General features: G+C 67.2%; 16 protein-coding genes. All 16 read right to left on the reverse strand.

Annotated elements, in window-relative coordinates:
- Positions 1-36: 36 nt before the first annotated feature.
- The gene (gene recN / locus HNQ66_RS01600; RefSeq protein ID WP_184140167.1) at positions 37-1,707 is read right to left on the reverse strand and encodes a DNA repair protein RecN; all 1,671 of its coding nucleotides are present in this window, start codon (positions 1,705-1,707) and stop codon (positions 37-39) included.
- Between the two features lie 20 nt (positions 1,708-1,727).
- Positions 1,728-2,585, reverse strand: coding sequence for an outer membrane protein assembly factor BamD (locus tag HNQ66_RS01605; protein ID WP_184140168.1), 858 nt, complete (start codon positions 2,583-2,585; stop codon positions 1,728-1,730).
- A gap of 171 nt (positions 2,586-2,756) precedes the next feature.
- A complete protein-coding gene (gene lpxC / locus HNQ66_RS01610) occupies positions 2,757-3,701 on the reverse strand; it encodes a UDP-3-O-acyl-N-acetylglucosamine deacetylase (RefSeq protein WP_210308632.1) in 945 nt (314 codons plus the stop codon).
- 324 nt (positions 3,702-4,025) lie between these two features.
- The gene (gene ftsZ, locus HNQ66_RS01615; RefSeq protein ID WP_184140170.1) at positions 4,026-5,774 is read right to left on the reverse strand and encodes a cell division protein FtsZ; all 1,749 of its coding nucleotides are present in this window, start codon (positions 5,772-5,774) and stop codon (positions 4,026-4,028) included.
- Between the two features lie 96 nt (positions 5,775-5,870).
- The gene (gene ftsA / locus HNQ66_RS01620) at positions 5,871-7,202 is read right to left on the reverse strand and encodes a cell division protein FtsA (RefSeq protein WP_184140172.1); all 1,332 of its coding nucleotides are present in this window, start codon (positions 7,200-7,202) and stop codon (positions 5,871-5,873) included.
- Positions 7,199-8,119 (reverse strand): cell division protein FtsQ/DivIB, encoded by a 921-nt coding sequence (locus HNQ66_RS01625; RefSeq protein ID WP_184140174.1) that lies wholly within the window; start codon positions 8,117-8,119, stop codon positions 7,199-7,201. Before HNQ66_RS01625 ends, ftsA begins: the two co-directional genes overlap by 4 nt.
- Complete coding sequence (locus HNQ66_RS01630; protein WP_184140176.1) at positions 8,107-9,033, reverse strand: D-alanine--D-alanine ligase; 927 nt, start codon at positions 9,031-9,033, stop codon at positions 8,107-8,109. Before HNQ66_RS01630 ends, HNQ66_RS01625 begins: the two co-directional genes overlap by 13 nt.
- Positions 9,034-9,350: 317 nt before the next feature.
- Complete coding sequence (gene aqpZ / locus HNQ66_RS01635) at positions 9,351-10,037, reverse strand: aquaporin Z (protein WP_184140178.1); 687 nt, start codon at positions 10,035-10,037, stop codon at positions 9,351-9,353.
- Between the two features lie 146 nt (positions 10,038-10,183).
- Complete coding sequence (gene murB, locus HNQ66_RS01640) at positions 10,184-11,158, reverse strand: UDP-N-acetylmuramate dehydrogenase (protein WP_184140181.1); 975 nt, start codon at positions 11,156-11,158, stop codon at positions 10,184-10,186.
- Positions 11,155-12,570 carry a UDP-N-acetylmuramate--L-alanine ligase gene (gene murC, locus HNQ66_RS01645; protein ID WP_184140183.1) on the reverse strand — a complete coding sequence of 472 codons (1,416 nt, stop codon included), beginning with the start codon at positions 12,568-12,570 and terminating at the stop codon, positions 11,155-11,157. Before murC ends, murB begins: the two co-directional genes overlap by 4 nt.
- Positions 12,567-13,688 carry an undecaprenyldiphospho-muramoylpentapeptide beta-N-acetylglucosaminyltransferase gene (murG, locus tag HNQ66_RS01650; RefSeq protein WP_184140185.1) on the reverse strand — a complete coding sequence of 374 codons (1,122 nt, stop codon included), beginning with the start codon at positions 13,686-13,688 and terminating at the stop codon, positions 12,567-12,569. The genes murC and murG overlap by 4 nt, the downstream gene beginning before the upstream one ends.
- 9 nt (positions 13,689-13,697) lie before the next feature.
- Positions 13,698-14,852: a putative lipid II flippase FtsW gene (ftsW, locus tag HNQ66_RS01655; protein ID WP_184140187.1), complete on the reverse strand. Its 1,155-nt coding sequence runs from the start codon at positions 14,850-14,852 to the stop codon at positions 13,698-13,700.
- Between the two features lie 173 nt (positions 14,853-15,025).
- Entirely contained in the window at positions 15,026-16,423 is a 1,398-nt protein-coding gene (gene murD, locus HNQ66_RS01660) for a UDP-N-acetylmuramoyl-L-alanine--D-glutamate ligase (RefSeq protein ID WP_184140189.1), read from the reverse strand.
- A gap of 6 nt (positions 16,424-16,429) precedes the next feature.
- Positions 16,430-17,530, reverse strand: coding sequence for a phospho-N-acetylmuramoyl-pentapeptide-transferase (gene mraY / locus HNQ66_RS01665; protein ID WP_184140191.1), 1,101 nt, complete (start codon positions 17,528-17,530; stop codon positions 16,430-16,432).
- A 112-nt stretch (positions 17,531-17,642) separates the two neighbouring features.
- The gene (locus HNQ66_RS01670; RefSeq protein ID WP_184140193.1) at positions 17,643-19,076 is read right to left on the reverse strand and encodes a UDP-N-acetylmuramoylalanyl-D-glutamyl-2,6-diaminopimelate--D-alanyl-D-alanine ligase; all 1,434 of its coding nucleotides are present in this window, start codon (positions 19,074-19,076) and stop codon (positions 17,643-17,645) included.
- Positions 19,073-20,524 (reverse strand): UDP-N-acetylmuramoyl-L-alanyl-D-glutamate--2,6-diaminopimelate ligase, encoded by a 1,452-nt coding sequence (locus HNQ66_RS01675; protein WP_184140195.1) that lies wholly within the window; start codon positions 20,522-20,524, stop codon positions 19,073-19,075. The genes HNQ66_RS01670 and HNQ66_RS01675 overlap by 4 nt, the downstream gene beginning before the upstream one ends.
- Positions 20,525-20,549: the final 25 nt, after the last annotated feature.

The following is a 20,549-nucleotide window of genomic DNA, read 5'->3' on the forward strand; positions in this document are numbered from 1 at the left end:
AAGGTGCCGGCAGGCGGATGAGGGGCAAAGCCGCCCCTACCCCCCGCCCGAAAGCAGCCGCGCCGCAGCGGCCCTTGCCTCGTCCGTCACCGAAGCCCCGGCGAGCATGCGGGCGATCTCCTCGGTGCGGGCGTCGTCGTCCATGCGGGCGACGCGGGTGGCGACGGTCTCGCTGCCCTCGACGGGCCCCTTGGAGATGAGAAGGTGCGTCGCGGCCCGCGCGGCGACCTGCGGGGCGTGGGTGACGGAGAGCACCTGCACGGTGGAGGAGAGCCGCTTCAGCCGCTGGCCGATGGCATCGGCCACCGCGCCGCCGACGCCGGTGTCGATCTCGTCGAAGACGAGCGTGGGCGCCGAGCCGCGGTCGGCGAGCGCCACCTTGAGCGCGAGCAGGAAGCGCGAGAGCTCGCCGCCCGAGGCGACCTTCATGATCGGGCCGGGCCGCGTGCCGGGGTTCGTCTGGACATGGAACTCGACGGTGTCGATCCCCTCCTCCGCGCCGCCCTCCGGGTCTGTGGCGATCTCGACGGTAAAGCGCGCGCGCTCCAGCTTCAGCGCCGGAAGCTCGGCCATGACGGCGGCGGCCAGCGCCTCGGCGGCGTGGTGGCGCCTTTCGGAAAGCGAGCGGGCGGCGATCTCGTAGGCGGCGCGCGCCTCGGTAAGGCGGGCTTGAAGCTGCACCAGCTTCTCCTCGCCGGCGTCGAGGTCGGCAAGGTCGGCGATCATCCTGGCGGCGAGCGCCGGAAGGCCGGTGACGGGCACGGAATATTTGCGGGCGGCCGCGCGCAGCGCGAAGAGCCGTTCTTCCGTGCGCTCCAGCTCCTTGGGATCGTATTCCGTCTTGCGCAGCGCCGCCTCGACGGCCATCTGCGCGTCGGAAAGCTGGTTCAGCGCCTGGTCGAGCAGCTCCACCGTCTCTTCCAGCAGCCCCGGCGCCTCGTGGCTCTTGCGCTCCAGCCGGCGCACCAGCGCGGCGATCAGCGGCACGGGCGAGGCATTGCCGTTGAGGAACTCGCTCGCCTCGTTGATGTCGCCGGCAATCCGCTCGGCCTTCATCATGCGCGCGCGGATTTCGGCAAGCGCATCCTCCTCGCCGTCCTGCGGCGAGAGGACTTCCAGCTCCTCGACGGAGGAGCGGAGATAATCGGCCTCGCGCGCGGCCGCCTCCACCTTCTCGCGGTGGCGGCGCAGCGTGCGCTCGGCGTCCTTCCACTGATGATAGAGCGTGCCGACGTCGCCCGCCGCCTCGCCGAGCCCGCCGAAGGCGTCGAGCAGCAGGCGATGCGCGTCGGTATCGACGAGCGCACGGTCGTCATGCTGGCCGTGGATCTCGACGAGCAATTGCCCGGCCTGCCGCATGAGCTGCACGGAAACCGGCTGGTCGTTGACATAGGCTTTCGTGCGCCCGTCGGCAGACTGCTGGCGGCGGAAGATAAGGTCGCCGTCGTCGTCGATGCCGTTGTCGCGCAGCAGAAGACGGGCGGCATGGCCCTGCGGCACGTCGAAGACGGCCGTCACCTGCCCGCGCTCGATGCCGTGGCGCACCAGCGAGCCGTCGCCGCGCCCGCCGAGCGCCAGCGAAAGGCTGTCGAGGAGGATGGATTTACCGGCGCCCGTCTCGCCCGTCAGCACGGAGAGGCCCGGCTCGAAAACAAGGTCGAGCCGTTCGATCAGGACGATATCGCGGATCGATAGCTGCGCCAGCATATCGCGTCATATCTCTTGCGTCAGACGCCGATCAGCTTCTTGCCGGCGCGCGAAATCCAGGAGCCGGAATTCTCGCGCGGTTCCAGGCCCTTCGTCTGGAGCAGCTTGTAGCTGTCGGCATACCACTTGCTGTCCGGGTAGTTGTGGCCGAGGACGGCGGCGGCCGTCTGCGCCTCGCTGTCGATGCCCATCGCGTAATAGGTCTCGACGAGGCGGGCCAGCGCTTCCTCGATCTGGTTGGTCATCGGGTATTTCTCGACGACGACGCGGAAGCGGGTGGCCGCCGCGATGAATTCCTTGCGCTCGAGGTAGTAGCGGCCGATCTGCATTTCCTTGCCGGCGAGCTGGTCGCGGGCAAAGCGGATCTTCGTCTGCGCGTCCTCGACATATTCCGATTCGGGATAGTTATCGACGACGGCCTGCATCGCCTCGATGGTCTGCTGCGAGGCGCGCTGGTCCTGCGTCACGCTCGGGATCTGCTTCCAGTAGGCAAGGCCGATGATGTACTGCGCATAGGCCGCGTCTTCCGAGCCCGGATAGAGCGAGAGGTAGCGCTTGGCCGCGCTGATGGCCTCTTCGTTGCGGCCCTGGCGGTAATTCGTGAAGGCCAGCATGACGAGCGCCTTGCGCGCCTCGTCGGAGAACGGGTTCTGCCGGTCGACGGCCTCGAACTTGCGCCCCGCCTCGCCGACCTTGCCGGCATTGAGGTTCGCCAGGCCCTGATTGTAGAGCGTGCTGGAAGACTCGGTCTCGCCGGTCAGCTTCGTGATGTCGATGTCCGGATCCGACTGGCACGCCGAAAGACCGATCGAAGCGAAAAGCGCAAGAGAGACAACGCGCGCCGTCTTCTTCACACCAACAGACCCTGCAACAACCATGTGACAATCCCAGTTCAACGGCCCAGTTCAACGGCGCCCAATGCGGACGGGCCGCGCACGCGCCCCGCGTTGTATCTCCAAATACGTGAAGACCGCAACGCCATGGCGGCGCATTAACGCATTTTTATGGCAACCATGTCGGGAAGACGGCAGGGCCGGCCGGCCCCGGCCTCAAAGAGCCCAGGGCGCGAATTCCGGCGCGTTGACGGCGATCAGCTCGCGCTGGCCGGGACGCGAGCGGGCGGCTTCCACCACCTCGTAGGCGGCGGGGTCGCTCAAAAGCGCCTTCAGCGCATAGGCGTTCATCTTGTGGCCGCCGCGATAGGAGCGGTAGCAGCCGATGAAGGGCGCGCCGGCAAGCGCAAGGTCACCCACGGCGTCGAGCGTCTTGTGGCGGACGAACTCGTCCTTGGCGTAGCGCAGGCCCTCGACATTGATCACGGTGTTGTCGTCGGAGATGACGACGGAGTTTTCGAGCGAGGAGCCGAGCGCATGGCCGGAGGCCCACAGCCGCTCCACGTCGCGCATGAAGCCGAAGGTGCGGGCGCGCGAAAGCTCGTTACGGAAGGTCGCGGGCGTCAGGTCGCCCTTCCAGGACTGGCGGCCGATCAGCGGGCAGTCGAAATCGATCTCGACCTCGAAGCGCGTGCCGTCATAGGGCGTGAACTCGGCCCAGGAAGCGCCCGATTCGATGCGGACCGGCTTGATCACGCGGATATAGCGGCGCTTGACGGCAAGCGGGACGATGCCGACCTGGTCGATGGCGTCGATGAAGGGGGCGGAGCTGCCGTCCATGATGGGCATCTCGGCGCCGTGCACCTCGATCAGCACGTTGTCGAGGCCGAGCGCATAGAGCGCGGCCATGACGTGCTCGACCGTCGCGATGGCGGTCGCCGGGGAAAAGCCGAGGACGGTGCAAAGGTCCGTGTTGCCGACCTGCGAGGAGACCGCGCGGTATTCGCTGACGGTGCCGTTGTCGTGCTGGCGCTGGAAGACGATGCCGCTGTCGGCCTCGGCGGGGTTGAACGTGATGGAAACCGCCGCACCGGAATGGACGCCCGTCCCGGCAATCGTCACCGGGTTCATGATCGTCGTCTGGAAACCGAGCATCGTCATCTGTATTCGCCTTCGTCTTGTTGCCGGCACATTCCGCCGGCATTTTCTTTTTATGGCTCAGGAAGTCCCGCGCCGGACGCAAGCGCCCGCCGACTGTCCTGCCGGAACGTCTGGAATGGTTTACTGCTCTCCGGCGATGCCGGCGCGGCGAATCCTGACTGCCCCTTTGCCCAGGCTGAATGTAGTAGGACCCTCACTGTCAGACAAATCACTGTTTCTTTCGCTTTGTTACGCAGTTTTCGGCCTGCAAGCACCTGAAACAAAAGGCGAAATAAAAATGCCCGGATCGGGATCCGGGCATTCTGTGACAAAGTGCGTGAAGCGTCAGTTCGACTGGCGGCGCAGGAAGGCCGGAATCTCGAGCTGATCGTCCTCGCCGAGCGAGCGCGGCTGCGGGTTTGCGCGGCCGTGATCGTCGAGCTGGCCGCGGCGCGGCGCATAGAGGCTGGCTTCCGGCGAGAGCGTGCGGCGCTGCTGCTGGGGTGCCGCCGCCGCCTGCTCTTCGCCATGGGCTTCCTCATGACGGCCGAGCGAGGAGGTCAGGCGACGCAGGAGACCCATCGGACCGCGCTCCTCGCCATGCCCGAGGGCCGGCTGCTGGGCTGCGCGGTGATCGATCTCGGCCTGCACGACCGGCGGGAAGTCCTCGATCTTCGGCATGCGCATGGTCTGCGGCTCCTGGCGGATGACTGGAGCGGCCGGCTCGACGCGCTGCTGCATGACCGGGGCCTGCGGAACCGGCTGCTGGACCGGGGCCGGACGCTGCATGACCGGCGTTTCCGCCGGAGCGGCGAAGATGCGGTTCTGCAGGCGCGGCTCCTCGTGGTGCGTGGCGACCGGCTGGACGGGAGCCGGGCGGCTTGCCGGGATGGCGAGCTCCCGCTCGAGGCTTTCCTCCGAGGCGCGGATGGCGTCGGCGATCGGATCGGCCACCGGCTGCTGGACGACCGGCTGCTGCAGGACCGGCTGCGGCTGGGCGACGGGCTGCGGCTGCGGGGCAGCGGCGACCGGCTGGGCCTGCGGCTGGACCGGAACGGCGGCGGACGGGCGGACTACCGGCTTGCTGAGGTTGCGAAAGTCAGCATTGCGGGCAGCCACCTCCGAGGCCGCGCGGTCGATACCCGTTGCAACGACGGAAACACGGATCAGGCCTTCGAGCTCTTCGTCGAAGGTTGCGCCGAGGATGATGTTTGCGTCCGGATCGACTTCTTCGCGGATACGGGTTGCTGCTTCGTCGACTTCGAAGAGGGTGAGGTCACGGCCGCCGGTGATGGAGATCAGCAGGCCCTGCGCGCCCTTCATCGAGGTTTCGTCGAGCAGCGGGTTGGCGATGGCGGCTTCGGCGGCGGCCATGGCGCGGCCCTCGCCCGAGGCTTCGCCCGTGCCCATCATGGCGCGGCCCATCTCGCGCATCACCGAGCGGACGTCGGCGAAGTCGAGGTTGATGAGGCCTTCCTTGACCATGAGGTCGGTGATGCAGGCGACGCCCGAATAGAGCACCTGGTCGGCCATCGCGAAGGCGTCGGCGAAGGTGGTCTTGTCGTTGGCGATGCGGAAGAGGTTCTGGTTCGGGATGACGATCAGCGTGTCGACCGACTTCTGCAGTTCCTGGATGCCCTCTTCGGCAAGGCGCATGCGACGGCCGCCTTCGAAGTGGAACGGCTTGGTGACGACGCCGACGGTCAGGATGCCCTTGTTGCGGGCAGCCTGCGCGACGATCGGGGCCGCACCCGTGCCGGTGCCGCCGCCCATGCCGGCGGTGACGAAGCACATGTGGGTGCCGTTGAGGTGATCGATGATCTCGTCGATGCACTCTTCGGCGGCCGCGCGGCCGACTTCCGGCTGCGAGCCGGCGCCGAGGCCTTCGGTGACCTGCACGCCCATCTGGATGATTCGCGAAGCCTTGGTCATGGTCAGCGCCTGGGCGTCGGTGTTGGCGACGACGAAATCGACGCCTTCCAGGCCCGCGGTGATCATGTTGTTGACAGCGTTGCCGCCGCCGCCGCCGACACCGAAGACGGTGATGCGCGGCTTCAGCTCGGTGATGTCCGGCTTCTGGAGCTTGATAGTCATTTCAGTGTTCCTTTCGTTTCCGGCCGCTTCGCCCAGCCGGTCTATTCCCAAAACTCGTTGTCGGTCTTTCCCGCCGGCGCGCCGCCGGAAAACCCGTCAGAAACTTTCCTTCAGCCACTGGCCCATGCGGGCGATGCGGCCGTTGCCACCCGTGAGCTGCGAGAGCATGCCGCCCTGCACAGCGTGTTCTTCCAGTTCCGCGACCTGCGGATAGATCATGAGGCCGACCGCCGTCGAAAACGCCGGTCCCTTGGCCGCCGTCGGCAGGCCGGAGACGCCGAGCGGACGGCCGATGCGCACATTGCGGGCAAGGATGCGGCGGGCCGCTTCCGGCAGGCCCGTGAGCTGGCTCGCGCCGCCCGTCAGCACGATCCGTTTCCCGACGATCGGCGAGAAGCCGGAGCGCTGGATACGGTCGCGGATGAGCTCCAGCGTCTCCTCGATGCGCGCACGCACGATGCGCGAGATGAGCGAGCGCGGCACATGGGTCGGCTGGTCGCGGTCGTCCTCGCCGATGGGCGGGACGGTGATGATGTCGCGCTCGTCGCCGGCATTCGGCAGGGCCGAGCCGTGGACGACCTTGAGGCGTTCGGCATCCTCGATGCGGGTCGAAAGGCCGCGCGCAAGGTCCGTCGTGACGTGGTGGCCGCCGAGCGAGACGGCGTCGGAATGCACCAGCTTGCCTTCGGCGAAGACGGAGATGGTCGTCGTGCCGCCGCCCATGTCGATGCAGGCGCAGCCGAGTTCGACTTCGTCGTCGACGAGGGCCGAAAGGCCGCTGGCATAGGGCGTCGCAACCATGCCTTCGACGGAAAGGTGCGCGCGGTTGATGCAGAGCTCCAGGTTCTTCAGCGAGGTGCGTTCTGCCGTCAGCACATGCATGTCGACGCCGAGCACGTCGCCGAACATGGAGAGCGGATCGCGGATGCCGCGCTCGCCGTCGAGCGAAAAGCCCGTCGGCAGCGAATGGAGGATGGCGCGGTCCTGGCGCAGCGACTGCTGGCCGGCGACGGCGAGCACCTTGCGAAGGTCGTTGGCGTCGACCTCCTGGCCGCCGAGGTCGATGGTCGCGGTGTAGACGTCGCTCTGCAGGCGCCCGGCCGAGACGTTGACGATCAGGCTTTCAATGGTGAGGCCCGCCATGCGCTCGGCCGCATCCACGGCAAGGCGCACGACGCTTTCGGCCGCATCGAGGTCGGTGATCACGCCGTTCTTCACGCCGCGGGATTTCTGGTGGCCGATGCCGATGATCTCGACATTGTGCGTGCGCCCCGGAAGGATCTCGCTCTCGGCGCGCGGCGTCAGCCGGCCGATCATGCAGACGACCTTGGTGGAGCCGATGTCGAGCACGGAAACGACATGGGCGCGCTTGGAGGAAAGCGGCTTCAGGCGCGGCAGGCCGAAATGGGAGGAACCGAAAATGCTCATGTGCGCTTCGCTGCCTTCTTCAGCTCCTTGGCCCTCTGCTCGACCGCCACGTTGCGGCGTTCCAGCGCCCCTTCCGTCAGGCGGATGGTCGTGCGGTCGTCGAGGCGCAGGTCCACGGCGGCGATATCGCGCTCCAGGAGCCCCTGCTCGCTTTCCAGCGTCGCCAGCTCGTCCATGGCGCGCGGCACGTTGTGCTCCGGCAGCTTCACGACGATGCCGTTGTGGAGCTGGAGGTCCCAGCGCCGCCCGGCGACCCGGATATAGGCCTTCACCCGCGACTTGATGTCCGGCCAGCTGTCGAACTCGGCGGCAAAGCCGGCGGCGGCCGTTTCCGCATCGCGGCCGACGAAGAGCGGCAGCGTGGAGAACTTGTTGTCGCGCAGCGGCGCGATCACGCTGCCGTTCTTCTCGATCAGGGAAAGGTCTTCGCCGTGCTGCCAGATCGCGAAGGCCTCGCGCTCCTTCAGCGCGATCTCGATCGTGCCGGGATAGACCTTGCGCACCGAGACGTCCTCGACCCAGGGCAGCTCGGCAAGCTTGCGGCGGGCCTCGTTGACGTCGAGGGCGACCAGCGAGGTCGTGCCGTCGAGGTCGAGGCGCTCGAGAATATCGATCTCCGACGTCTCGCGGTTGCCGGAAACCTTCACGTCCTCGATGGCAAAGCCCATCGCGGTCGTCGAGGCTTCGGCGAAATCCTGCGAATGGCCGCCGAGGGACATGCCGTAAAGACCCGTCGCGCCGAGGAACAGCGCGGTCGCGACGCTGCCGGTGTGGCGCGGGATATGGATGCGGCCGGCCGCAAGGCTGACGAGGAAGCGGACGATGCGGCGCAGCGGGCGCGGCAGCACGCGGCCGGCTTCCGCCTCGGCAAGCCCGGCGGGACGCACCCTCGTCTTTCTGACGCTCAACGCAAGCACGACGCGTCCTCCACCATCCAGCTCAAGAATTCACCAAAGGAATGGCCGGCATGGACGGCCATTTCGGGCACCAGCGAGGTCGGGGTCATGCCGGGCTGGGTGTTGACCTCCAGCCAGATAAGCTCGCCATTCTCGGAGAAGCGGTCGTCGTAGCGGAAGTCGGAACGGCTGACGCCACGGCACCCGATCGCTTGATGCGCCTTGAGCGCGAGTGTTTGTACTTTTTGGTAAATATTCGGTGAAATCTGCGCCGGGATGACGTGTTTCGAGCCGCCCTTCACATATTTGGAATCGTAGTCGTAGAAGGCGTGCCCCTGCGGGATCACCTCGGTGACGCCGAGGGCGACGTCGCCCATGACGCCGCAGGTGAGTTCCCGGCCGTAGACGTAGCGCTCCACCATGACGGCATCGCCGTAGCGCCACTCCGAGGAGGTGATGATCTGCGGCGGATGCGACTGGTCTTCCTTGACCATGACGACGCCGAAGGACGAGCCCTCGCGCACCGGCTTGACCACATAGGGCGGCTTCATCGGATGGGCCGAGGTGAAATCGAAGCGGTTCATCAGCCGCTGCTCGGCGATGGGAATGCCGGCGGCCCTGGCGACGATCTTCGCCTGCGCCTTGTCCATCGCAAGTGCGGACGCAAGCACGCCGGAATGGGTATAGGGGATTTCGAGATATTCGAGGATGCCCTGGATGGTGCCGTCCTCGCCGAAGGGACCGTGCAGCGCATTGAAGGCGACGTCGGGCTTCAGCTCGGCAAGGACGCTGGCGACGTCATGGCCGACATCGACCCGCGTGACCCTGTAGCCGACGGCCTCCAGCGTGTCGGCGCAGGCGTTCCCCGAGGAAAGGCTCACCGGCCGTTCCGACGAAAAACCACCCATCAGCACCGCGACATGCTTTACGCTCATAGAACCCTCGACTGAATTCCGCACTCTGTTCCCCGTCGCTTGCGCGGACCTGATCGGTTCCGGATCCGACTCGGCGAGCGAGGTGGGACCACTAGAGCCTGATTAAGGTTAATGAAGCGTTTACTTTCGTTAACCCGGCCCGGCGCGGAACGAATTTTCCGGGCGCCGAATCAAGGAACGCTTCGATTCTCCTTCTGGAATCAGAGAGTTGAGCCTGACGCAAGGGGAAGCATCGCCAAAAGGCGCCTGTGCCGCGGCAAGACGCGAAAAGGCCCCGCCACGGCGGAGCCCCGTTCAAACGCACGGATGAGCCCGGCTCAGCGCGCCTCGCCGACCGCCTTCCAGACGAGCGCGCCGATCACCGCGCCCGCCATCGGCGCCACCCAGAACAGCCAGAGCTGCGAGAGCGCGCCCGTCTCGGCGAAGAGCGCAAGGCCGGTCGAGCGCGCCGGGTTCAGCGAGGTGTTGGTGACCGGGATGGAGACGAGGTTGATCGCCGTCAGGCTGAGGCCGATGGAGATGGGCGCGAAGCCCGCGGGCGCACGGTCGTGGATCGAGCCGAGGATGATGAAGACGAAGAGGACCATCAGCACCACCTCGGCCACGAAGCCCGCCGTCAGCGAATAGCCGCCCGGCGAGAGCTCGCCATAGCCGTTCGCGCCGAAGCCGCCCGCCACGAAGCCGGCCCTGCCGGAGGCGATGAGGTAGAGCATCGCCGCCGCCGCCGTCGCGCCCGCCACCTGCGCCAGCGCATAGGGCAGCACATGGCCGGCGGGGAATTTTCCCGCGACGGCCAGCCCCACGGAGACGGCAGGGTTCATGTGGCCGCCGGAGACGCCGCCGATCGCATAGATCATCGCCATCAGCGCGATGCCGGCGGAAAGGGAGATGCCGACGATGCCGATGCCGATCCCGGCGAAGGTCGCGGCCAGTATGCCGCTGCCGCTGCCGATGAAGATGAGCCAGAACGTGCCGATGAACTCGGCGGAGAGTTTCCTGAACATGAATGCCCCCAACTGGAGCCCCGCACGGCAGGGCCCGGCCGCGCGGCTGGCGCGGCTCCAAACGGTTTTCGATGGACTTGCCTGTTGGGGGAGAGGGAGTGCGGGCGCCCTCCGGCGGCGCCGAACTCCCCAGCAAGGAGAGAGAATCAGGCCGTTGCGCGGCCGAGGAATTCCTTTACCTCATAGCCCGGCATGAAATTGCCGAGACGCTTGATTTCCCATTGCAGCACGATGCCGGAATGCTCCAGCACGCGGCTGCGCACGGTTTCGCCGAGATATTCCAGCTCGTAGCCGGTCGCCTGCCCCGTGTTGATCATGAAGTTGCAGTGCATCGGCGACATCTGCGCGCCGCCGATCATCAGCCCGCGGCAGCCCGCCTCGTCGATGAGCTTCCAGGCCGAATGGCCTTCCGGGTTCTTGAAGGTCGAGCCGCCCGTCTTCTCGCGGATCGGCTGGACGGTCTCGCGGTGCTGGCGCACGGCGTCCATCTTGGCGCGGATCTCGTTCTTTTCACCCGCCTGCCCCTCGAAGACGGCATGGGTGAAGATGAGATCGGCGGGCGCTGCGGAATGGCGGTAGGTATAGCCCATGTCCGCATTGGAAAGCACATGCCGCTCGCCCTTGCGGTCGACGGCGTGGACTTCCACCACGAGGTCCTTGGTCTCCCCGCCATTGGCGCCGGCATTCATGCGCAGCGCCCCACCGATGGAGCCGGGAATGCCGTAGTAGAACTCGAAGCCGGCAATGCCGTGGTCGAGCGCCATGGCGGCGATGTTCTTGTCCGGGCAGATCGCGCCCGCCTTGATGCGGCTCTCGCCGGCAAGCTCGACATCGCCGAAGCCCTTGGCCGAAAGGCGGATCACGACGCCCGGAATGCCGCCGTCGCGCACGAGGAGGTTCGAGCCGACGCCCGTCACCGTCAGCGGCACCTCTTCCGGCAGCAGCTTGAGGAAGGTCACGAGGTCGTCGACGTCGTGCGGGTGGAACATCAGCTCGGCAAGGCCGCCGGCGCGGAACCACGTCACGCGGTCCATCGGGGCATCCGGCGTCAGGCGTCCGCGGACCTCCTTGATGCCCTCGCCCAGCGACGCCAGAAGTTTTGCCCCGTCAACTGTCTTCATGCCACCTCACCCGAAATGCCTGCCAGTTCCTTCGGCAGCGCCTGTGCCCAATAGGTGATGCTGCCAGCGCCCAAGAGAACCACGAAATCGCCGGGCTTTGCAATGCCGGCGACGGTAGAGGCCAACGCCTCCGGCCCGGAAAGGAAGCGTGCATCGCGGTGGCCGGCGGACTTGATGCGGGAAACCAGCTCCTCCGCGCTGACGCCCTCGACGGGGTCCTCGCCCGCCGCGTAGATCGGCGCGATCATGATCGTGTCGGCATCGTTGAAGCAGCCGGCGAATTCCTCGAAGAGGCTCGCGACGCGGCTGTAGCGGTGCGGCTGGTGGACCGCGATGATCCGGCCGGAGCAGGCTTCGCGCGCCGCGCGCAGCACCGCCTTGATCTCGACCGGGTGGTGGCCGTAGTCGTCATAGACACTGACGCCGTTCCAGCTTCCGGTGAGCGTGAAGCGGCGCTTCACCCCGCCGAAGCTCGCAAGTCCCCTGGCGATTGCTTCCGGCGCGATGCCGAGGCGCTGGGCGACGGCGATGGCGGCCGTGGCGTTGGAGACGTTGTGGCGGCCGGGCATCGGCAGGCGCAGGTCCTTCAGCGAGATCACCTGGCCGGTGCGGCGGCGGCGAATCTCCACGTCGAAGACCGACGTCGCGCCGTCCATGCGGATGTTGGAGAAGCGCACGTCGGCCTGCGGGTTCTCGCCGTAGGTGATGACCTTGCGGTCCTCGATGCGGCTGACCATGGCCTGCACTTCCGGATGGTCGAGGCACATGACGCCGAAGCCGTAGAAGGGCACGTTCTCGACGAACTGGCGGAAGGCCGCGCGCACGGCGTCGAAATTGCCGTAATGGTCGAGATGCTCGGGGTCGATATTGGTGACGACGGCGATGTCGGCCGGCAGCTTCAGGAAGGTGCCGTCCGATTCGTCGGCCTCCACCACCATCCACTCGCCCTCGCCCATGCGGGCATTGGTGCCGTAGGCGTTGATGATGCCGCCGTTGATGACGGTCGGATCGAGCCCGCCGGCTTCCAGCAGCGTCGCGACCATCGAAGTCGTCGTCGTCTTGCCGTGCGTGCCGCCGATGGCGATGGCATTGCGGAAGCGCATCAGCTCGGCGAGCATTTCCGCGCGGCGCACGACCGGCAGCAGCTTTTCGCGCGCCGCGATCAGTTCCGGATTGTTCTTCCTGATGGCGGTGGAGACGACGACGACTTCCGCGTCGCCGAGATTTTCCGCCTTGTGGCCGACGAAGACCTCGATGCCCTTGTCGCGCAGGCGCTGCACGTTGGCGCTGTCCGCCTGGTCGGAGCCCTGCACGCGATGGCCGAGATTGTGCAGCACCTCGGCGATGCCGCTCATGCCGATGCCGCCGATGCCGATGAAATGAACGAGCCCTATGCTCTGCGGCATCTTCATGGCCGTTCTCCCTTGAATTCTGCGATCGTCTTTCCGCCCGCAATAGCCTCAACCATCGAGGCGAGCAAGCGCGCGGCGTCCGGTTTGCCCGCCTTTCTGGCATTCGCGGCCATCGCCGCCATGCCCGAAGGATCGTGCATCGCCCTGGAGACGATGCCGGCAAGGCGCTCCGTCGAAAGCTCGGACTGCTGGATCACCTTCGCCCCGCCGCCAGCCGCGAGCGCTGCGGCATTGGCCGCCTGGTCATGGTCGAGCGCGTGCGGATACGGCACGAGGATCGACGGCCGGCCGATCACCGAGACCTCGGAAACGGTCGAGGCGCCGGAGCGGCTGATGACGAGATGGGCATGGCCGATGCGCGCGGCCATGTCGGTGAAGAAGGGCGAGACCTCGGCGGGGATCGCAAGGTCGGCATAGCTGCGCACCACCTCGTTGCGGTCTTCCGGCCGCGCCTGCTGGGTGATGACGAGCCGCGCCCGGTCTTCCGGCTCCAGCGCGGCGATGGCGGAGGGAATGGCCTTGGAGAAGAACTGCGCGCCCTGGCTGCCGCCGAAGACGACGAGGCGGAACGCCCCCTCCGCAGAGGCTTCGTAGGGAATGTTCGCGGCCTCCAGCACGGCGGGGCGCACGGGATTGCCCGTCGTCACGGTCTTGTCGGCGTACTGGCCGCCCGTCTCGGGCAGGAAGCCGCCGGCGATCGCCTTCACGCGCGCGGCGAGCGCCTTGTTGGCGCGGCCCATGACGGCATTCTGCTCGTGGATCATCGAGGGAATGCCCATGCCGGTGGCGGCCAGCAGCGGCGGCAGGGTCGGATAGCCGCCGAAGCCGACGACGACCTTCGGCTTCAGCCGCGCCAGCAGCCGGCGTGCCGCCCGCATGCCCCGCCAAAGCGTGAAGAGGGATTTGGCCACGCTGACCGGGTTCTTCGAGCCGATGGTCGCGGAGGGAACGACATGGATTTCGTCGGCGGGGAACTTGCCGGCAAAACGCTCGGCGCGGCTGTCGGTGACGAGATGCACCGCCCAGCCGCCGGCCTTCAGCTCATGCGCCAGCGCCTCCGCCGGAAAAAGATGGCCGCCGGTGCCCCCGGCGGCAAGAAGAACGATGCCCTTGTCCATTTCAAACCCTTATTCGGCCGGCGCCACGATGCCGCTGCGGAAGAGGCTGCGCTCGGAGGCGCGCTTTTCCGGCCGGTGGCGGGTCAGCGCCAGGATGAAGCCGGCGGTCACGCAGATGGCGATCATCGAGGAGCCGCCATAGGAGATGAGCGGCAGCGTCATGCCCTTGGCCGGCAGCAGTTCGAGGTTCACGCCGATATTGATCATCGACTGTATGCCGATCTGCAGGACGAGGCCCGCGACGGCGAAACGGGTGAAATCGTTGCGCTCCTTGAAGGCATGATTGAGGCCGCGCATCACCACGAAGGCGAAGATCGCCACGATGACCATGCAGAAGACGATGCCGAACTCCTCCGCCGCGACGGAGAAGATGAAGTCGGTATGGCTGTCGGGGATGATGCGCTTGATGATGCCCTCGCCCGGCCCCTGGCCGAACCAGTCGCCGCGGATCAGCGCCTCGCGGGCCGTGTCCATCTGGAACGTGTCGCCCTCGCCCGTCATGAACTTGTCGATACGCGCGGCGACGTGCGGCAGGAGCGTATAGGCCGTCAGCAGGCCGCCGGCACCCGCGCCGCCGAGCACGATGATCCACAGCCACGGCATGCCGGCCATGAAGAACATGCCGCCCCAGACGGCGGCGGTCAGGATCGTCTGGCCGAGGTCGGGCTGGGCGATGAGGAGCGCGGCGACGATGCCGAAGAGGATGATGGCGAAGAGGTTGCCGGGGATTTCCGGCTGGCGCGCATGTTCGGCGAAGAGCCAGGCGCAGACGATGACGAAGGCCGGCTTCATGAATTCCGACGGCTGGACGGAGAAGCTGCCGATGGAGATCCAGCGCCGCGAGCCCTTGACCTCCACGCCGAAGAACAGCGCCAGCACCATGGCCCCGAGCGAGAGGATGAGCAGGATCATCGCCGCCCGCCGCACCTGACGGGGCGTAAGGAAGGAGATGCCGAGCATGACGGCGATGGCCGGCAGGAGGAAGAGCGCATGGCGCTTGACGAAGTGGAAGCTGTCGAGGCCGATACGCTCGGCAACCGCCGGGCTTGCCGCGAAGGACAGCATGAAGCCGACCCCCATCAGGAGGATGAAGGCCGCCAGGAAGAAGCGGTCTATCGTCCAGAACCAGTCCGCAAGTGCACCGCGTTCGGCTCGGCTAACCATGATCAAATCCCTTCGTTGAGCGGTATCGGGCTTTCGTGTCTCCTCCCCCTCCCTCCGTCGTCCTCGGGCTTGACCCGAGGATCCATTCACGCCGCGGATGCCGCGTGGATCCTCGGGTCAAGCCCGAGGATGACGAAGGAGAGGCAGGGAGCGAAACGAACCCCGGCACCATCCTAAACCTCGATCAGCATGGTAACGCCCGGCAGCGCCGCGACATGCTTCACGAAGGCATCGCCTCTGACTTCGAAGTTCTTGTACTGGTCGAAGCTTGCGCAAGCCGGGGAAAGCAGCACGGCGATGCCGCCGCTTCCGTCTTTTTCCGCATCCGCCGCCGCATCGGCCACCGCGCGCTCCAGCGTGCCGGCGATCTCGAAGGGCACGGCCTCGCCCAAGGTCGCGGCGAAGGCCGGCGCCGCCTCGCCGATGAGATAGGCTTTCGCGATCTTCGGGAAGAAGCCGCCGAGCGACGCAATGCCGCCTTCCTTTGGAAGGCCGCCGGCGATCCAGTAGATGCGCTCGAAGCTCGAAAGGGCGGGCGCGGCCGCATCGGCGTTCGTCGCCTTGGAATCGTTGACGAAGAGCGTGCCGCCCCGCCGGCCGACCGGCTGCATGCGGTGCTTCAGCCCCGGGAAGGAGGCAAGCCCGGCGCGGATCTCGTCCTCACTGACGCCGACCGCAAGGCAGGCAGCGACGGCCGCCGCCGCGTTCTGCGCATTGTGGCTGCCGCGCAGCGTCTGGATGGCGGAAAGGTCCGCGATCTCGCGCGTCGTTCCGCCTTGCGCCAGAAGAAGGCGCGCGCCGTCGGCAAAGATACCGTCGGCCAGCACGTTGCGCTTCGAGATGCGCACGACCTTCGTGCCGGTCCGCTCCACGCGGTCGGCGATCCTCGTGCAGAAGGTGTCGTCGACGCCGACGATGGCGGTGTCGCTCGCCGCGACCAGCCGCTCCTTGACGTCGGCATAGTGCTGCATGGAGCCGTGCCGGTCGAGATGGTCGGGAGTGAGGTTGAGGAGGATGCCGGCGGAAGGGTTCAGCGTCGGCGCAAGGTCGATCTGGTAGGACGAGCACTCGACGACGTAGAAGCGGCCCGCCTTCGGCGGATCGAGCGTCAGCACGGCCGTGCCGATATTGCCGCCGAGCTGCGTGTCGCGCCCGCTCGCCTTCAGGATATGGGCGATCAGCGCCGTGGTAGTCGACTTGCCGTTGGTGCCGGTGATGGCGACGAAGGGGCAGTCCGGCGCGTGGGCGCGCCGCTCGCGCACGAAGAGCTCGACGTCGCCGACGATCTCGACGCCCGCCGCGCGCGCAAGGTCCGCGCTCCAGTGGGGCTTGGGGTGGGTCAGCGGCACGCCGGGCGAGAGCACCAGCGCATCGAGCGCACTCCAGTCCAGCGCCCGGAGGTCGCCGGTCTTCACGCCTGCGGCCGAGGCGTTTTCGACGCTTGCCGGATTGTCGTCCCAGGCGGTGACGTCCGCCCCGCCCGCGGCGAGCGCCAGCGCCGTCGCAAGGCCCGAGCCGCCGAGCCCGAAGAGCGCGACCGACTTCCCCTTGAAGGTGGTGACGGGGATCATGGCGCCTTACCGCAGCTTGAGCGTGGAAAGGCCGACCAGCGCCAGCACGACCGAGATGATCCAGAAGCGCACGACGACCTGGCTTTCCGTCCATCCCTTCTTCTCGAAGTGATGGTGGATCGGCGCCATGAGGAAGACGCGCTTGCCCGTGAGCTTGAACGAGCCGACCTGGATGATGACCGACAGGGTCTCCATGACGAAGAGGCCGCCGATGATGGCCATGACGATCTCGTGCTTGGTGGCGACGGCGACCGAGCCGATGAGCCCGCCGAGGGCGAGCGAGCCCGTATCGCCCATGAAGATGGCGGCCGGCGGCGCGTTGAACCACAGGAAGCCGAGGCCGGCGCCGATGACCGCGCCGAGCACCACGGCAAGCTCGCCCGTGCCGGGCACGAAATGGATCTGCAGGTAGTTGGCGAAGACCGCGTTGCCGGCAAGATAGGCGATGAGGCCGAAGGCCGCCGCCGAGATCATCACGGGAACGGTGGCGAGCCCGTCGAGCCCGTCCGTCAGGTTCACCGCATTGCCGGCCGCCACGATGACGAAGCCGCCGAACAGCACGAAGAAGATGCCGAGGTTGACGAGGAGGTCCTTGGCGAAGGGAAAGGCGATGGACGAGGCGAAGGTCGAGCCGGAAGCCCCGGCAGACATCGAGGCGCGCATCATGAAATAGGTCGCGATGCCGGCGATCAGGAATTCGAGGCCGAGGCGCGCCTTGCCCGAAAAGCCCTTCTCCGTCTGCTTGGTGACCTTGAGATAGTCGTCGTAGAAGCCGATGGCGCCGAAGCCGAGCGTGACGAGGAGCGTGGCGACGACATAGACGTTGGAAAGGTCCGCCCACAGCAGCGCGCTGCCGACGATGCCGGCAAGGATCATCAGGCCGCCCATGGTGGGCGTGCCGGCCTTCTTGAAATGCGTCTGCGGCCCGTCGGCACGGATCGGCTGACCCTTGCCCTGGCGGATACGCAGGGAGGAGATGATCATCGGCCCGAACAGGAAGACGATGGTGGCCGAGGTGAACAGCGCGGCGCCTGTCCGGAAGGTAATGTAGCGGAACAGGTTGAACACCTGGATGGTGTTCGCCAGCTCGACGAGCCAAAGCAGCATTGTCACCCTTTCCCCAAAAGGTTCCTGGAAGCATCCGCGGCGTGACGGGCCGGGATGGGAAGCAGATCACATAAAAAGAAGGTCCGGCGGGCGTCTGCCCGGCCGAACCTCCTCAACTCCGGCCTTCCCTCTCCGGGAATGCCTGGTATTTGTCAAGCAGGGCCGCAACGATGCGGCTGAAGCCCGTGCCCTTCGACGATTTGACGACGAGGACGTCGCCCGGACGCACGCTTTCCAGCGCATGGGCGGCGAGCTCGTCGGCCGTCTCGCGGTAGGTCGTCTCGATGGTCTCCGCCAGCGCGTCGCGCAGCGCCGCCATGTCCGGGCCGCCGAGCCAGACGGTGGCAATGCCCGCCTCGGCGAGCGGTTCGGCAAGGCCGGCATGGACGGCGGGCGAGTGCTCGCCCATCTCCAGCATGTCGCCGAGCACGGCGATGCGCCGGCCCTGCCCATGCGGCTCGGCGTCGCGCAGGAGCGCGATGGCCGCGCGCATCGAGGTGGGGTTGGCGTTGTAGCTCTCGTCGATCAGCGTGAACCAGCCGCCGTCCTTTGCCAGCCGGTAGCGCCGGCCGCGGCCCTTTTCCGCCTGCATGGTGGCAAGGCCGGCCATCGCCTTCTCGATATCGCCATGGGCAAGATGCACCGCGCCGAGCACGGCGACGGCGTTTTCCGCGATATGCCGGCCGGGTGCGCCCATCGGCACCTCCAGCGTCTGGTTGCCGATGGCGGCGCGCAGCAGGCTGCCCTCCGGCCCGCTCACGAAATCGAGCAGGCGGAACTCGGCCTTCGGGTCCGCGCCGAAGCCATGGATATGCGAGACGCCCGCCGCGCGCGCGGCCTTTTCGAGGAAGGCGTATTGCTCGTTGTCGCGGTTGATGAGCGCATGGCCGCCCGGCACCACGCCCTCGAAAATCTCGGCCTTGGCGGCGGCGATCTCCTCGAGGTCACGGAAATTGCCGAGATGGGCCGGGGCGATGGTCGTCACCATCGCGATATGCGGGCGCACCATGGAAACGAGCGGGCGGATTTCGCCGGCATGGTTCATGCCGATCTCGAAGATGCCGAAATCCGTTGTTTCGGGCATCCTGGCAAGCGTCAGCGGCACGCCCCAATGGTTGTTGAAGGAGGCGACGGAGGCGTGCACGGCACCGGAGGGCGCAAGCGCCTGGCGCAGCATCTCCTTGGTCGTCGTCTTGCCGACCGAGCCGGTGACGGCGACGATGCGGGCGGCCGTGCGGTCGCGCGCCGCGCAGCCGAGGTCCACCAGCGCCTGCAGCACGTCCGGCACGACGATCATCGGCGAGACGAGGCGGCCGAGCGCCGGGAGCTTCGCCTCGCTGACGACGAGCAGCGCCGCGCCGTTGGCAACGGCAAGGCTTGCGAAATCGTGGCCGTCGACCCGGTCGCCCTTGATGGCGAAGAAGGCCTCGCCCGGCGTGATGCCGCGGCTGTCGATGGAAATGCCGGTCACGCCCTGCGGCAGGTTGCCGATGGGGCGGCCGTTCATGGCCGCGACGAGATCAGCGCTTGTCCAGAGCCATGTCACCGTGCGCTCTCCTCCAGTGCCTTGCCGAGCTCGGCATGGTCGGAAAAGGGCAGCGTCACGGAGCCGACGGTCTGGCCCTCCTCGTGTCCCTTGCCGGCGACGATCAGCGTGTCGCCCGCCTGCAGCATGCCGACAGCGCTGCGGATCGCCTCCGCGCGATCGCCGATCTCGGTCGCGCCCTTCGCGGCGGCCATGATCTCGGAGCGGATGACGGCCGGCACTTCCGAGCGCGGATTGTCGTCGGTGACGATCACCACGTCGGCAAGGCGCGTGGCGATCTCGCCCATGATCGGCCGCTTGCCCTTGTCGCGGTCGCCGCCGCAGCCGAAGACCACGATGATGCGGCCCGTCGTGAAGGGGCGCACGGAGGTCAGCACGTTCTCCAGCGCATCCGGCTTGTGCGCATAGTCGACATAGGCGAGCGCGCCGTTCTTCGCGTGTCCCACCAGTTCGAGCCGGCCGGAAGCGCCGACCAGTTTTTCCAGCGCGGCCATCGCGGTTGCGGCGGGAACGCCGGTCGACATGGCAAGGCCGGCCGCGACGAGCGCGTTGGCCACCTGGAAATCGCCGGCGAGCGGAATGTGCACTTCGAAGATGTCGCCGCCGACATGGATCTCGGCGGTCTGCTTGTGGCGGAAGTGCTCGACGCGCTTCAGCGCCAGATAGTCGCCCTTGCGGCCGACCGTGCGCACGTCGCAGCCCGCCTTGCGGGCCGTGTCGATCGCCGTGCCCGACCATTCGTCGTCGGCATAGACGACGGCGGGCGCGCCCTTCGGCAGCAGCGTATCGAAGAGCCGCATCTTGGAGGCCATGTAGTGCTCGACCGTCGGATGGTAGTCCATGTGGTCGCGGCCGAGATTGGTGAAGGCGCCGGCGGAAAGCTTCACGCCGTCGAGGCGCGACTGGTCGAGGCCGTGGCTGGAGGCCTCCATCGCGGCATGGGTGACGCCGGCATCGGCCAGCTCGGCGAGCAGCGCATGCAGCGAGACGGGGTCCGGCGTCGTCAGCGAGCCGTAGTCGTTGCGGCCGGGCGCGACGACGCCCGTCGTGCCGATCATCGCCGCGGCATGGCCGGCATGCGCCCAGATCTGCCGCGTGAAGGCGGCGACGGAGGTCTTGCCCGCCGTGCCGGTGACGGCGACCATGGTTTCCGGCTGGCGGCCGTAGAAGCGGGCGGCGGCAAGGGCGAGGAAGCGGCGGGGCTCCCTGACCGCGACGACCGGCACGGACGCATCGACCGACGCTCCGGCCGAGACGACGACGGCGGCGGCCCCGCGCGAAACGGCATCGGCGATGAACGCGCTGCCGTCGGCCTTGGTGCCGGAAAGGGCGACGAAGAGATCGCCCGGTTTCACCTTGCGGCTATCGCTGGCAATGCCCGTCACGTCCGTCGCGGCGACGGCATCGGGAAGTGCGATTTCGGGTCCGGCAAGGTCACTGATCTTCATTGTCCGCTCTGTCTTTCTGTTGGCA

This window comes from Shinella fusca (genome assembly GCF_014203155.1).
GTDB lineage: Bacteria > Pseudomonadota > Alphaproteobacteria > Rhizobiales > Rhizobiaceae > Shinella > Shinella fusca.

Bases quoted from the DNA above. Each gene is read 5' to 3' on its own strand.
- recN (WP_184140167.1), bottom strand. From the start codon at position 1,707: ATGCTGGCGCAGCTATCGATCCGCGATATCGTCCTGATCGAACGGCTC.
- HNQ66_RS01605 (WP_184140168.1), bottom strand. From the start codon at position 2,585: ATGGTTGTTGCAGGGTCTGTTGGTGTGAAGAAGACGGCGCGCGTTGTC.
- lpxC (WP_210308632.1), bottom strand. From the start codon at position 3,701: ATGACGATGCTCGGTTTCCAGACGACGATCATGAACCCGGTGACGATT.
- ftsZ (WP_184140170.1), bottom strand. From the start codon at position 5,774: ATGACTATCAAGCTCCAGAAGCCGGACATCACCGAGCTGAAGCCGCGC.
- ftsA (WP_184140172.1), bottom strand. From the start codon at position 7,202: ATGAGCATTTTCGGTTCCTCCCATTTCGGCCTGCCGCGCCTGAAGCCG.
- HNQ66_RS01630 (WP_184140176.1), bottom strand. From the start codon at position 9,033: ATGAGCGTAAAGCATGTCGCGGTGCTGATGGGTGGTTTTTCGTCGGAA.
- aqpZ (WP_184140178.1), bottom strand. From the start codon at position 10,037: ATGTTCAGGAAACTCTCCGCCGAGTTCATCGGCACGTTCTGGCTCATC.
- murB (WP_184140181.1), bottom strand. From the start codon at position 11,158: ATGAAGACAGTTGACGGGGCAAAACTTCTGGCGTCGCTGGGCGAGGGC.
- murC (WP_184140183.1), bottom strand. From the start codon at position 12,570: ATGAAGATGCCGCAGAGCATAGGGCTCGTTCATTTCATCGGCATCGGC.
- murG (WP_184140185.1), bottom strand. From the start codon at position 13,688: ATGGACAAGGGCATCGTTCTTCTTGCCGCCGGGGGCACCGGCGGCCAT.
- ftsW (WP_184140187.1), bottom strand. From the start codon at position 14,852: ATGGTTAGCCGAGCCGAACGCGGTGCACTTGCGGACTGGTTCTGGACG.
- murD (WP_184140189.1), bottom strand. From the start codon at position 16,423: ATGATCCCCGTCACCACCTTCAAGGGGAAGTCGGTCGCGCTCTTCGGG.
- mraY (WP_184140191.1), bottom strand. From the start codon at position 17,530: ATGCTGCTTTGGCTCGTCGAGCTGGCGAACACCATCCAGGTGTTCAAC.
- HNQ66_RS01675 (WP_184140195.1), bottom strand. From the start codon at position 20,524: ATGAAGATCAGTGACCTTGCCGGACCCGAAATCGCACTTCCCGATGCC.